This window comes from Streptomyces sp. ISL-12 (assembly GCF_018614415.1).
Taxonomy (GTDB): Bacteria; Actinomycetota; Actinomycetes; order Streptomycetales; family Streptomycetaceae; genus Streptomyces.
The window spans coordinates 50,317-63,136 of record NZ_JAGGOO010000040.1 but is presented as its reverse complement, the minus strand read 5'-3'; the positions used below and the strand labels follow the sequence as shown (position 1 = coordinate 63,136).

13 protein-coding genes are annotated in these 12,820 nt (G+C 74.8%); 8 read left to right on the top strand and 5 right to left on the bottom strand.

The genetic code is table 11. From position 1 onward, the window contains the following. Nucleotides 1-68: 68 nt before the first annotated feature. Nucleotides 69-1,448: a cytochrome P450 gene (locus tag J7I94_RS11660; RefSeq protein WP_215166958.1), complete on the bottom strand. Its 1,380-nt coding sequence runs from the start codon at nucleotides 1,446-1,448 to the stop codon at nucleotides 69-71. Nucleotides 1,449-1,523: 75 nt separating this feature from the next. On the opposite strand from J7I94_RS11660, the gene J7I94_RS39330 reads away from it, so the two are divergent. Together J7I94_RS39330 and J7I94_RS11650 are read left to right on the top strand one after the other, a co-directional pair. After that, nucleotides 1,524-3,056 (top strand): GMC family oxidoreductase N-terminal domain-containing protein, encoded by a 1,533-nt coding sequence (locus J7I94_RS39330; RefSeq protein ID WP_215166957.1) that lies wholly within the window; start codon nucleotides 1,524-1,526, stop codon nucleotides 3,054-3,056. Beyond that, the gene (locus J7I94_RS11650) at nucleotides 3,053-3,550 is read left to right on the top strand and encodes a nitroreductase family deazaflavin-dependent oxidoreductase (RefSeq protein WP_215166956.1); all 498 of its coding nucleotides are present in this window, start codon (nucleotides 3,053-3,055) and stop codon (nucleotides 3,548-3,550) included. The genes J7I94_RS39330 and J7I94_RS11650 overlap by 4 nt, the downstream gene beginning before the upstream one ends. 44 nt (nucleotides 3,551-3,594) lie before the next feature. Here J7I94_RS11650 and J7I94_RS11645 read toward each other — a convergent pair whose 3' ends face one another. After that, nucleotides 3,595-3,759, bottom strand: a complete 165-nt coding sequence (locus J7I94_RS11645) for a hypothetical protein (protein WP_215166955.1) — start codon at nucleotides 3,757-3,759, stop codon at nucleotides 3,595-3,597. Nucleotides 3,760-3,884: 125 nt separating this feature from the next. Between J7I94_RS11645 and J7I94_RS11640 the strand changes: the two genes are divergently transcribed. From J7I94_RS11640 to J7I94_RS11630, 3 genes are all read left to right on the top strand, one after another. After that, the gene (locus J7I94_RS11640) at nucleotides 3,885-4,799 is read left to right on the top strand and encodes a MurR/RpiR family transcriptional regulator (protein ID WP_215166954.1); all 915 of its coding nucleotides are present in this window, start codon (nucleotides 3,885-3,887) and stop codon (nucleotides 4,797-4,799) included. Between the two features lie 139 nt (nucleotides 4,800-4,938). Beyond that, on the top strand, nucleotides 4,939-5,325 hold the full coding sequence (locus J7I94_RS11635) for a hypothetical protein (RefSeq protein WP_215166953.1): 387 nt from the start codon (nucleotides 4,939-4,941) through the stop codon (nucleotides 5,323-5,325). 110 nt (nucleotides 5,326-5,435) lie between these two features. Continuing rightward, nucleotides 5,436-7,865 carry a SpoIIE family protein phosphatase gene (locus J7I94_RS11630; protein WP_215166952.1) on the top strand — a complete coding sequence of 810 codons (2,430 nt, stop codon included), beginning with the start codon at nucleotides 5,436-5,438 and terminating at the stop codon, nucleotides 7,863-7,865. Nucleotides 7,866-7,895: 30 nt separating this feature from the next. On the opposite strand, the gene J7I94_RS11625 is transcribed toward J7I94_RS11630, so the two are convergent. After that, a complete protein-coding gene (locus J7I94_RS11625; protein WP_215167043.1) occupies nucleotides 7,896-8,384 on the bottom strand; it encodes a flavin reductase family protein in 489 nt (162 codons plus the stop codon). A 104-nt stretch (nucleotides 8,385-8,488) separates the two neighbouring features. Here J7I94_RS11625 and J7I94_RS11620 point away from each other — a divergent pair, with 104 nt between their 5' ends. Both J7I94_RS11620 and J7I94_RS11615 read left to right on the top strand, forming a co-directional pair. Further along, nucleotides 8,489-9,265: a TetR family transcriptional regulator gene (locus J7I94_RS11620; RefSeq protein ID WP_215166951.1), complete on the top strand. Its 777-nt coding sequence runs from the start codon at nucleotides 8,489-8,491 to the stop codon at nucleotides 9,263-9,265. Between the two features lie 112 nt (nucleotides 9,266-9,377). Further along, nucleotides 9,378-9,791 carry a Zn-ribbon domain-containing OB-fold protein gene (locus J7I94_RS11615; RefSeq protein WP_215166950.1) on the top strand — a complete coding sequence of 138 codons (414 nt, stop codon included), beginning with the start codon at nucleotides 9,378-9,380 and terminating at the stop codon, nucleotides 9,789-9,791. A 7-nt stretch (nucleotides 9,792-9,798) separates the two neighbouring features. Here J7I94_RS11615 and J7I94_RS11610 read toward each other — a convergent pair whose 3' ends face one another. Further along, on the bottom strand, nucleotides 9,799-10,203 hold the full coding sequence (locus J7I94_RS11610) for a PPOX class F420-dependent oxidoreductase (protein ID WP_215166949.1): 405 nt from the start codon (nucleotides 10,201-10,203) through the stop codon (nucleotides 9,799-9,801). A 52-nt stretch (nucleotides 10,204-10,255) separates the two neighbouring features. Next, entirely contained in the window at nucleotides 10,256-11,413 is a 1,158-nt protein-coding gene (locus J7I94_RS11605) for a MalY/PatB family protein (protein WP_215166948.1), read from the bottom strand. Nucleotides 11,414-11,497: 84 nt separating this feature from the next. On the opposite strand from J7I94_RS11605, the gene J7I94_RS11600 reads away from it, so the two are divergent. Further along, a complete protein-coding gene (locus J7I94_RS11600) occupies nucleotides 11,498-12,817 on the top strand; it encodes a S1 family peptidase (RefSeq protein ID WP_215166947.1) in 1,320 nt (439 codons plus the stop codon). Nucleotides 12,818-12,820 lie beyond the last annotated feature (3 nt).

The window sequence follows — 12,820 nt, the reverse complement described above, 5'->3', positions numbered from 1 at the left end:
TGGACGGGCGGCCGGTCCCGGTGCGCACGGCGGCAGTCGACCACCGCCGGGGTCGGGCCGGGCTGCGGTCAACTGCCGCGCGGACGGCAGGTCATGGGCAGCGGGCCGGGGGAGATGACGATGCGGGCGCGCGGTCGGTGGCGGTGTCCCGGCACGGTGCGCAACTGCCAGCGGGCGGCGATGGCGGCCACGGCGGTGAGGACCTGGTTGACCGTCATCGCGTCCCCGACGCACTTGCGCACCCCCGCGCCGAAGGCGATGTCCGAGCAGCGCGCCAGCCCCCTGGTGCGGTCGGGCAGCCAGCGGTCGGGGTCGAACCGCAGCGGGTCGGGGTGGACCGCCGGATCGCGGTGCACCGCGTAGGTGCAGTAGGCGAGTTCGGTACCGGCCGGCAGCTCGGCGGCGCCGAGGCGGACCGGGACGAGGGTGCGCCGGCCCAGCATCCAGGGAGCGGGGTGCAGCCGCAGGGTCTCCTTGACGACCCGCCGGGTGTAGTCGAGCGCGGGCAGGTCCTCGGCCCGCACGGGACGCCCCCGCAGGACGGAGCCGATCTCCTCGTGCACCCGCTGTTCGACGTCGGGATGGAGCGCCAACTCGTGGAGGACGTGGGGCAGTACGTCCTTCAGGCCGTGCGTCGCGGCCCAGAGCAGGAAGAGCGTGTCGGCGATGATCTGCCGGTCGCCGAGCGGCTCGTCCGTGTCGGGGTAGCGGGCCCGCAGGAGCTGGGAGAGGACGTCGTCGCCGGTCGCGCCCCGGCCGCGGTGGTGGTCGAGGGAGGCCGCGACGGCGGCGCGCAGGCGGGACAGGGCCCGCCGGAAGCCGCCGGTGCCCGGCACGTGCCGGAGGTGGGCGAGCCCGGGGAGGGCGAGGCGCCAGTACAGGCCGGGGGTGGTCCGGGAACTCAGGGCCGCGAGCGCGGCCTTCACCCGGCCGAGCGCCGGTGTGTCGCCGCAGACGGCGCGGGCGTTGACGTCGTAGGCGAGGCGGGCCGTCTCCTGGTCCACGCGGACGGTCGCGCCGGGGGTCCAGCCGGTGACGGCCTCGTGCGTGGCGTCCCGGACCGCCGGTGTCCCGGCGGCGATCCGGTGCGGGTGGAACGCCGGCTGGACGGCACGGCGGTGCCGGAGGTGCGACGCGAAGAGCGTCAACCCGTCGAACTCCATGTCCATCACCAGGCTGATGCCGAACTGGGAGCCGATTCCGGCGGTGATCCGCGCCTGGGAGTAGCTGCGGGCGTCGGTCACCAGGACCTGGTGCAGGAGTTCCGGCGAGTTGACCAGGTAGACGTCGGGGGTGAAGGCGGGGCCCCGCATCCGCACCAGGGGGCCCGACGCGTTGAGCGACGTCATGAAGCCGAGCGGGTCGCACAGCAGCTTCAGGCCGTGCCCGAGCAGGGGCAGTGCGCCAGGAGCGGTCGGTACGGGGGTGGGAGGCACGGAAACAGCCACGGGCCCTCTCTGAAATCGGATGACACGCACATACTGTGATCGACAATGTACCGGCAGTAGTGAGAGGTGGGGTGCGTGGTTCCGCACGAAGTGCTCGTCGCGGGCTCCGGGTTCGGCGGGAGCGTCGCGGCGCTGCGGCTGGCGGAGAAGGGGTACCGCGTCACGGTCGTCGAGGCCGGGCGGCGCTGGCGGCCGGAGGAGTTCGCCACCTCCCCCTGGCAGGCGCACCGCCTGCTGTGGGCGCCCTGGCTCGGCTGGCGCGGCATCGCCCGCCTGCGGGTGCGGCGTCGGCTGACCGCGCTGACGGGTGTCGGAGTCGGCGGCGGCTCCCTCGTCTACGCGGGGGTGCACTGCCGGCCCGAGGCGGCCGTGTTCCGTGACTCCTGCTGGGACCCGTCCGTGGACTGGGCGGACGAACTCGCCCCGCACTACGCGGTGGCGGAACGGATACTGGGCACCACGCCGGTCCCCCGGCGGGCGGCGGGGGACCATGCCCTGCACCGGGCGGCCGAGACCCTCGGGGTGCCCGGCGGGGTCCGTGCCACCCGGGTCGGCATCCACTTCGGCGCTCCCGGCCGGTCGACGCCGGACCCCTTCTTCGGCGGCCGGGGCCCGGCCCGCGCCGGCTGCTCGGAGTGCGGCCGGTGCACCCTCGGCTGCCGCGCCGGAGCGAAGAACTCCCTCGACCACAACTACCTGTACCTCGCCGAACGGGCCGGAGCCCGCATCCGGCCGCTGACCGAGGTCCGGGCGCTGGAGCCACGGCCGGACGGCACCTGGCTGGTGCACATCCGCGAGGGCGCCGGCCCCGTCCGGCGCCGCGCGGCGCTGTCGGCGCACCAGGTCGTCCTCGCGGCCGGGGCCTGGGGCACCGCGGAACTCCTGCACCGCTCCCGGCCATACCTGCCGGAGCTGTCAACCGCGCTGGGCACGCGCACCCGCACCAACCGGGAGGTGTTCGCCGCCGTGTACGCGAACGGCTTCGACATCGGGCCCGGCGTCGCCATCAGCTGCGCGCTGCGGCCCCGCCCGGACCTCCTGGTCCAGCTGTGCCGGCTCGGGCCGGGCTCCCACCCGGCCGCCGCGCTGCTCACGGCGACGGCAGGTCTCCCCTGGCGGGACTTCGGCCGCCGTACCGCCGTCCTCCTCGCCATGGAGCGGGGCGACTCCCACCTGACCAGCCGCTACCGGTACGGCAGGCTGACCTTCCGGCCGGGCGGCCCGCGGCCCGAACCCGTACGGCTGGCCGCCGCCGAGGCGGTGGCGCACCACTACGCCCGGCACACCGGCGGCCGGACCGCGCTGCCGTGGAGCGCCGCCCTGGGCCTGCCGGTCACCGCCCATCTGCTGGGCGGCTGCCCGGTCGGCGCCGACCCCGCCACCGGCGTCGTCGACCTCTACCACCGGGTGCACGGCTACCCGGCCCTGCACATCGCCGACGCCTCGGCCGTGCCCGGCAACCTGGGTGTCAATCCCGCGCTCACCGTGACGGCGATGGCCGAACGGGCCTGCGCCGCCTGGCCCGCCGCCGGCCGTCCCGACCGACGCCCCGCCCAGGGCGAGCCGTACCGGCGCGTGCCGCTTCCCACGACGGAGAAGACCCTGTGACCCACCCCGTTCTCGTCCGGCTCGCCACCAGCCGTGCCGTGCTGCGTGTCGCCCCTCATGTCCTTCCGCGCTGGGACCTGTTCGTCCACCGCCTGACCGGGGGCCGGCTGCTGCCGAGCAGGATCGCCCTGGACACGATCGTGCTGTCCACCACGGGCCACCGCAGTGGGGCCCCGCGGTCCACTCCGCTGGCCGCGCATCGGGCGGCGGACGGCACCTGGCTGGTGGTCGGCAGCAACTTCGGCCGCTCCCGTCACCCGGCCTGGAGCACCAACCTGCTGCTCCGCCCCCACGCCACGGTCACCGCGGAGGGACGCTCCTGGCAGGTCACCGCCCGCCTGCTCACCGCCCGGGAAAAGGAGCGGCAGCGCGACCGCGTCCTGCTGGCCGTCCCCTTCTACGACGCCTACGCCGCCCGCTCCGGCCGGGACATCCGCGTCTTCTGCCTCACCCCGGTCACCGCCCCGCCCGCCGGCCGCCCCGCTCGCGCGTGAGCACGGGAACCGGCGGGGCCGGACGCTCGCCGCCGACGGGACGGCTACTCCTCGTAGTCGTCAGGACGGACGTGGGCCTCCTCCAGCGCCTCGCGCATCGTGCGGCCGGTCGCCCCGGCCTGGCCGTGGGCGTCGCCCTCGCGATTCTCCGGTTCGAGGACCTCGTCGGTCGTCTCGGTCTTCGGCCGGTTCTCTTCGGGGACGGTCATGGCGCCTCTCCTCGTCGGTGGTACGGGTGTTCCGAGGCAGCGGGTTCCCGGACCGGCCGCGGCTATCCCTGGGCTATGTTGAACCTGCCGCGGGAGACGTCCTCGGCAGACGAAGGAGGCGCACGGTGCCATCGCCGCAGCAGGCACGCGCACAGGCGTCAGCGATCACCTCGAAACCTGCCGCCCCGGAGCCGGAACCCTCCCCGGCGTCCCAGCTCAGGGCGTTGTTCGACCGTCCCCGGCTCTCCCCCGGACAACGGCGCATCGCCCAGTACCTGATCGAGAACCTCACCGAGGCGGCGTTCCTGTCGATCACCGACCTCGCCGACCGGGTGGGGGTCAGCCAGCCCTCGGTGACGCGGTTCGCCTCGGCGGTGGGTTTCACGGGGTACCCCGCGCTGCGGGAGCGGCTCCAGTCGATGACACTCGCCGCGCGCGGCGGTCCCGCCGAGGAGTACCGCGGCAACGAGCTCCAGGCCGCGGTCGACGCCGAGATCGAGAACCTGGAGAACCTGCGGCGCGACTTCGCCGACCCGCACGCGGTGATCGGCACGGGCCGCGCGCTGTCGGGGTCGGTGCCGCTGACCGTGCTCGGGCTGCGCATCTCCGTCTCGCACGCCGAGTACTTCGCCTACGCCGCCCGCCGCATCCACCCCGATGTGCGCCTGGTGACACGGGGCGGCAGCGTCGCCTACGACGCCCTGCTCCAGTCGCGGGAGGCCGGCGGCACCTGGGTGCTGGCGTTCTCCATGCCCCGGCACGCCCGGGAGACGCTGCAGGCGGTGCGGGTGGCGCGGCGGGCCGGCCTGCGGGTGGCGCTCGTCACCGACCTGGCGCTCGGGCCGGTCGCGGACGAGGCGGACGTCGTCTTCGCCACCGGCACCGGGTCCCGGCTGGTCTTCGACTCCTACGCCGCCACCGGAGTGCTGTGCGCGGCGCTGCTCCAGGCCATGACCGACGCCGATCCGGAGCGGACGCAGGCACGGCTGGAGGCGTACGAGCAGATCGCCGAGGAGCACCGCTTCTTCCTGCGGGACTGAGTGCGGGTCCTGTGCCGAGTCCGTATGAATGTTTTCATGCTTCTTGAAAAGCGGACCGTATATATAAATACTGCTCACGGAACGCGACCCGGCCGTACCGGACCGCATCCGCGAGACCGCACACCCGGAAGCGAAGATCATGCCCCTGACGTCCACGCGCACCGGCCCGGACTGGCCGTGCCAGGTCAAGCACCCCGGCAGCTACGACTGGGAGCGCTCCGCGGTCAGGTGGCTGCGTGAGCTGGTGCCGGCCCGCTACGCCGGTTACCCGGCCCTGATCCGCCATCCGGTGCTGCTCGCCCGCCACGCGCACCTCCAGGTGCAGCAGGAGATCCGGGTCGCCCGCACCGCGCTGCAGAGCGCCCGGGCCGACCTGCCCCGGCTGGGCCTGCCCGAGTCCGTCATCGAGCACACGATCAAGCTGTACGCGGCGGAGATCGGCCAGTTGCAGCACATCGCCCGCAGCGTCCGCGCGGTCACGACGGCGCTCTCCGACGGCGGCGGCAGCGGCAGCGGCAGCCGCTGAGCGAACCCGGTCGGGAGCCCGCCCGCGGCCCGGCCCACCGGCACCGGCTCCCGACGGCCTGCGGCCCGCCGCCGGGGCGGCGCGACGAGCAGGACAACGGAGACAGCCCGATGTGCGATGCTCGTGGCGTGACGAGCGAGCACGCCACGCCCGATCTGGCCACTCTGGCCAAGGTCGTCGCCAGACAGCGCGCCGAGATGGACCGGCTGCGCGACCTGGCCGCGACGTCGGCCGTCCTCGAACGCGCCAAGGGCGCGGAGATGGCCTTGCGCGGATGCTCGGCCGACGAGGCGCGCGAGGCACTGCTCCAGCGGGCGAAGGACCGGCGCCGCACGCTGCTGGAGGAGTGCTGGATCACCCTCGGGACACTGGGGCCGCCGGTCTCCGGACCGGACCGGAGACCGGAACTGGCCGTGGCCGGCACCGGCGGCCCGCCATCCGGCTCCGCCGCCCCCGGGGTCCCGTCGGCGTCCCCCGCCCCGGACGACATGTCGTCGGCCTTCGCCCCGGACGACGTCCCGGCGGCCCTCGCCCGGCTCGCCCGGGCCCTGGTCCGCGTCGGGTCCCCGCGGGAGCTGGCCCGGGTTCTGCTGGAACACCTCGGCCCCGAGACCGCCGCCGACGCCGTCCTGCTCTACGCGCGACTGCCCTCCGGCGCGCTGGAACTGGCGGGGCACGCCGGGATCGACGAGGCGCTGGCCGCCCAGTGGCGGCAGGTGCCCCCGCTCGGCGGACTGGTCGCCCCGGACGTCCTGCGCGCCGGTGAGCCGCGCTGGCTGGAGGATTTCGACCGCGACCGGGAGCGGTACCTGCTGATCGGCGATCCGCCAGAGCGCTGGCGGTCGCGGGCCTGGCTGCCGGTGCCGGGCGGCGAGGCGTCCGGCTTCTGCCTCGGTGTGCTGCGGCGCCGCGGCGGTGCCTTCCCGCCCGCCGACCGGGAACGCCTGCTCGCGGTCGCCAGGCTGTGCGCCGGCCGGCTGCGCGCCTTCGGCGCCCGCCAGGAGCCGGCCGCGGACGCCGATGCCGTACAGCGGGTGTTCGACGCGCTGCCGGTCGGGGCGATGCTGCTCACCCCGGTGCGGTCGCCCACCGGAGAGGTCCAGGACTACCGCATCGACGCCGCTACCGAACCGGCCGGCCGGGCCGCCGGCCGCACCGGCCCGGAACTGGTCGGGCGACGGTTCCTGGAGTGCTTCCCTGCCCTGGCGGGCGAGCCGCTGTGGCCGGCCTGCCTGACCACGCTGGCCACCGGCACGCCGTACGAGGGCGAGCCGTTCGCGCACCAGAACGTGGTGGCCGGCACCACCGAGCTGGCCACGTACTCCGTACGGGTGACGCCGCTGGGCGGCGGGCTGGTGCTGACCTGGCTGCGGCACGGCTCCTCCGACCGGCAGGAACAGCGGCTGGCGGACCTGCAACGGCTGGGCGACCTCGGCTGGGTCAACTGGAACCTGGTCACCCACGAGGCCGGCTGGTCCGCCCAGGTCTTCGCCATCTTCGGGCGCGACCACGGGCTCGGGCCGGTCCGCCTGACCGAACTGCCCGCGCTGGCCCTGCCGGAGGACCGGCCGGCGCTGGCCCGGGCCGTGCGGGCCCTGGTCGACGAGGGGCAGCCGTGCGACGTCCCGTTCCGCACCAGGACCCCGGCCGGCGTCCGGCACCTGCGCGTCGTCGCCGAGGCGGCGCGGGACGCCGACGGCACCCCCGTCGAGGTGCACGGGTTCGTGCAGGACCTGACCGCCCGGCGCCGGGTGGAACTGGCCCTGGTCGAGAGCGAGCAGGCCATGCTGACCCAGCACGACGTGCTGCGGGCCGAGCGTTCCCTGGTCGCGCAGCTCCAGCACGCGCTGCTGCCCCTGCCCAAGGGCCGGCTCCGGCTGGCCGGGCTGCGCGTCGAGGTCTCCTACCTGCCCGCGCAGTCGGGGGTGCACGTCGGCGGCGACTGGTTCAGCGCCATCGAGCTGCCCGACGGCGACGCCCTGCTGGTGGTCGGCGACGTCGCCGGGCACGGCGTGGACGCGGTCGCCACGATGGCCCAGCTCCGGTTCACCGCCAAGGGCATGGTCATCACCGGGTCGTCGCTGACCGGTGCGCTCACCCGGCTCAACACGCTGCTGCTGCACTCCCGGGACAGCCACGGCACCGCGAGCATGGTCCTGGCCCGCTACGAGCGCGCCCGGCACCGGCTGCTGTGGGCGCAGGCGGGGCATCTGCCGCCGCTGCTGGTGCGCGACGGCACGGCGCGCTATCTCGACCGCCCGCGCGGCATACTGCTCGGCGCGACGCCGTCCCCGGTCTTCGGGGAGGGAGAGTGCGTGCTGCGGCCGGGCGACCGGCTCGTGCTGTACACGGACGGCCTGATCGAGAGGCCACCGGAGAACATCGACCGGGGTCTGGAACGGCTCGCGCAGGCCGCCGCGGCCTGCGCCGAGGACACGCCGGACTCCCTGGAGCCGCTGCTGGCCACGCTGCTGGGAGGGGAGGAGCGCCGGGACGACGTCTGCGTCCTGGACATCCGGGTGCCGGACGAAACCGCGTGACCGGCTCGGGAGAGCCCGGAATGCGGGCGGTCAGTCCACCGGGTGACCGGGACGGATCGCTCCCGCGTCCCGCTGCCGCAGCAGCGGCCCCTCCCCGTCCGCGCGCCCGCCGCACTCGACCGGATCGAGGACGAACCCGACGTGGTCACCCCCGTCGGCCCGGCCCACGGTCCGCCCGACGAACCACGCCTCGACGTCCTCCAGGACCACTGCTCCGCCGTACCCGGCACGCCACCGGACATCACGGAACTTGTCCGTCCGGTGACCGGTCCGGCCGCCGAACAGCTCCGCCAGGGCGCGCTGGTCGCGGGCGAGCAGATGGACCGCGAGGAACTCCGCCGAGCGGGCGACCTCGTAGGTCCGGTTGAGCTCGGACAGCCACACCGCGAACCGCACGGGGCGCAGCGAGCACTGCGAGGCGAAGCCGACCAGACAGCCGGCCCGCTCGCCGCCCGCCGCGGCCGTCACCACGCACATGTCGGGGTCGAGCCGCCCGAGGAACGCGTCCATGTCCACCATGCTCACACCGCTTCCCGCCGCGGGCCCGCTGAATCAAGCACTCAGTTCCGTCCAGCACTGCACTGAGTGCCATCCGGCCCGGTCAGGTGCTACGTTCGGCGTCCATGAACGCCAGCAGTGCGGCACCGCGCCGCGACGGCCGGCCGCCGATGCGCGAGGCCCTGGTCGCGGCGGCCTTCCGGCTGTTCCTGGAGCGGGGCTACGAACAGACCACCGTCGACGACATCGTGGCGCTGGCCGGGGTCGGACGGCGGTCGTTCTTCCGCTACTTCCCCTCCAAGGAGGACGTGGTCTTCCCGGACCACGAGCGGTGCCTGGCCGACCTGACCGCCTTCCTCGCCGCCTCCCCCGCGGACGCGGAACCGGTGCGCCGGGTCTGCGACGCCGCCCGGCTGGCGTTGCGCATGTACGCCGAGAACCCGTCCTTCTCGGTGCAGCGCTACCGGCTGACCAAGCGGGTCCCCGGACTGCGCGCGTACGAGCTGTCCGTGGTGTGGCGCTACGAGCGCGCCCTCGCCGCCTATCTGCGCGGCCGGTTCGCCGACCGTCCGGACGGGACGCTGCGGGCCGATGTGATCGCCGCCGCGGTGGTCGCGGCGCACAACAACGCGCTGCGCGCCTGGCTGCGTTCGGACGGTGCGGGCGACGCGGCCGGCACGGTGGACCGCGCGCTGGGGTACGTGCAGTCGGCGTTCGGTGACGGCCCGTCGGCAGTGAAGCCCGTGCCGACCGCCGTCGCCGAGGGGCCCGGGGACGTGATGGTCGTCGTGGCCCGGCGGGACGCGCCCCTGTGGCGGGTGGTCCAGGAGCTGGAGACCGCGCGCGGCCCGCGCGGCCGGGGGGCCGACTCTTCAGATGGTACGGAGTGCCTTTACGGCTGACACTCAGTGCCATACTCTGCTGTCGTGCACGGTGGCACCAGCGGACCGCGCACCCGTGTGCCCGGGGGACCGCGCACGCGGCTTTCCGGCCGAGCGCAGGGAGTTGACCAGCGTGTACCACCACTCAGGAAGCGTCGCCCAGCAGACCGCCGGCGCCCCGGCAGGGGTGCTCGAAGCCTCCGTCCCGGTCACGGACGCCCTTGTCTTCCAGCGCTGCACCTGGTGCGGGACCGCCATGTACCACCGGGTGCTGTGTCCGGTGTGCCGGGGCAGCGATCTGCGTACGGAGCGCAGCGAGGGCACCGGGACGGTGCGCCACTCCACGGTGGTGCACCGCAACACCCCCGCGACGCGCAATGTGTCGCTGATAGAGATGGCGGAGGGCTTCGTGCTGCGCGGCCGGGTCATGGGCCCGCCCCTCGGCATCCACAGCGGGGACCGGGTGCGGCTGTCCACGGCCAAGGACCCGGTGCGCGGCGAGCCGGTCTTCCAGCTCGTCGACGAGCCCTACCGGGCGTGGACCTGACGGCGCGTCAGGTGCCGGTCCCGGCCCCGGGCGTGAGGGTGACGCGGATGCCCACGGTGCCGTCGAGGCCCCGCCGCAGCCGGCTGCCGAGGAGGACGAGCCGGCCGGTGAGTCCGTACTTGCGGGCGATCAGCTTCCGGTAGCGGGCGGTGGTCGCCGCGTCGCAGATCCGCGCGGTGGCGGGGGTCAGGTCGCCGGTCGGGTTGCCGCGCACGTCGCAGGGGCCGACCAGGACCTCGGGGCGGTTGCGGACCCGCTTCACCTTCCACGAGTCCGCGACCGTCCAGACGCCGAGCGCGTCCCCGTCGCGCACCACCCACACCGGGGTGGCGACCGGGGTGCCGTTCTTCCGGTAGCTGGTGAACAGCAGATAGCGGCCCGCGCCGAGCCGGGCCAGTGACGCCTCGTCCATGGCCGGGCAGTCTAGGGCCTGTCGTCACCGCCCACGAGGGTGCCGCCCCCGTTCAGGACAGGGCGGACGCCATCCGCCGCACGGCCTCGTCGAGCACCTCCGGTGACGTCGCCAGGTTGAGCCGTACGTGCCCGGCGCCGCCGGTGCCGAACGGGAGGCCGGAGTTGACGGCCACCCGGCCGCGCCGCAGGAACACCTCGGCCGGATCGTCGCCGAGGCCGAGGGCGCGGCAGTCCAGCCAGGCGAGGAAGGTGGCCTCCCCCGCGCGGTGCACGACGCCGGGCAGCCGCTCGGCCAGCAGGTCCGTCAACAGCCGCCGGTTGTCGTCGAGTCCGGTGAGCAGCGCGTCCAGCCAGGCGGTGCCGTCGCGCAGGGCCGCGGTGTGGGCGAGGACCCCGACGTGGCTCGCGCCGTGCCCGACCTCTTCCGGCATCCGGGCCAGGTCGTCCGCCGCCCCGGGGCCGGCCACGGCGAGGGCGGCCTTGAGGCCCGCCAGGTTCCAGCCCTTGGACGCCGACATCAGCGACAGACCGCGTTCGGCGCCGGGCACGCTCAGGTACGGCACGAACCGCGCCTCCGGGGAGACCACCGGGGCATGGATCTCGTCGGCGACGACCCGGACGCCGTACCGCTCGGCGAGCGCCGCCACGGCGGTCAGTTCCTCGGCGGTGTGCACGGTGCCGGTGGGGTTGTGGGGGTTGCACAGCAGGTAGGCGGCCCGTCCGCCGTCCGCGACGCACCGCCGGAAGACGTCCTCCAGCCCGGCGAGGTCCAGCCGCAGGTCCGGGCCGAGCGGGGCCTCGGTCACCCGGCGGTCCAGGTGGGTGACGAACTGGTAGAACGGCGGGTACACGGGCGGGTCGACGATCACCGGGTCGCCCGGCCCGGTGACCAGCTTGAGCAGTTCGACGGCGCCCAGCATGACGTCGGGCACGACGGCGGTCCGCGCCACGGCGAGCCCGTCCCACTTCCACCGCTCGCTCGCGAAGTGGGCCAGTGCCTCGGCGTAGGCGGTGCCGGCGGGGTAGCCGGTGTCGCCGAGTTCCATCGCCTCGGCGACGGCGCGCACGACCGGCGCGGCGAGCGGCACGTCCATCTCGGCCACCCACAGCGGCAGTACGTCCTCGGGGTAGGTACGCCACTTCATGCTCGTACGTCGCCTCAGATGGTCGAGGGTGAGCGCGCGCAGGGGGTTCGGTTCACCGGTCATGGCCCACAAGATAGGGCTGAACGCGACCGGCCGCAGGGACGTATGGAGGGGCGACGGCGGCGGTCCGGCCACGGGAGAGCACGTATGAGCCATGTACGACGACGCATCGTCCGGCGGGCGGTGCGGCTGGCGGCCGTCGGTGGACTGCTCCTCGGGGGCACGATGGTGACCACGGCCGTCGCGGACGAACCCGCCGCCCCGGAAACCGAGGAGGTGACGGCCGCCGGACTCGTCTCGCGGCTCGGGGCCTCCCGTACGGCGGGGCACTGGATCGGGGCCGACGGGCGGCCGGTGGTCGCGGTCACCGACGCGGGGACGGCGGCCGAGGTCCGCCGCGCGGGTGCCACGGCGAAGCTCGTGACCCACAGCATGCGCGAGCTGAAGTCGGCGACGGCGACGCTGCGTTCGCTGCCCCGGGTGTCGGGGACCGCGTGGACCGTGGACTACCGGTCGAACGAGGTGGTGGTACGGGGTGACAGCACCGTCTCGTCCGAGGACTGGTCGACGGTGACGGACGCCGCCGAGGACATCGGCGGCTTCGTCCGCACGGAGCGCACCGAGGGCTCCTTCACCCCGCGGGTGAGCGGGGCGCAGCCCATCCTGTCCGCGGCGGGGCGCTGTTCGGCCGGGTTCAACGTGACGGACGGGGACGACGACTTCGTCCTGACCGCGGGGCACTGCGGCCCGACGGGATCGGTGTGGTTCGCCGACGGCCGCGAGGTCGGGGCGACGGTCGCCGGGAGCTTTCCCGGTGACGACTTCTCGCTGGTGCGGTACGCGGACGGGGACGCGGGCGACGACGCCGAGGTGGTGGCGGTGGGCGACGGCAAGGGCGTGCGGATCACCGGCACCGGGGAGGCGGCCGTGGGGCAGCGGGTGTTCCGCAGCGGCAGTACCAGCGGGCTGCGGGACGGCCGGGTGACGGCGGTGGACGCGACGGTGAACTATCCGGAGGGCACGGTCACCGGTCTGATCGAGACCGACGTGTGCGCGGAGTCCGGGGACAGCGGCGGCCCGCTGTTCTCGGAAGGGGTCGCCCTCGGCATCACCTCGGGCGGGAACGGGGACTGCGCGAAGGGCGGTACGACGTTCTTCCAGCCGGTGGCGGAGGCGCTCCGGTCGCTCGGTGTGCGGCTGATCACCGCCGGGCCGGCCGGGCCGGGGCAGGGCGCCTCCGCCGCGCCGTCGGCGGCGGCGCCGGGTGCCGCAGCGCCGGGAGGGGCGGCGCCGGTGCCGGGCACGCAGGCCTCGACGCTGCTGGCCCGCCTCACCGACCGGCAGAACGTCGGCCCCGGTCTGCTGGTCGTCGCCGGGAGCCTGCTCATGTGGGTCGCGGCCCGCTGGATCCGCACCGAGCACGACCGCAAGGCGTACCGGCGGCACTACTCGGCGACCTGGGGCTGAGCC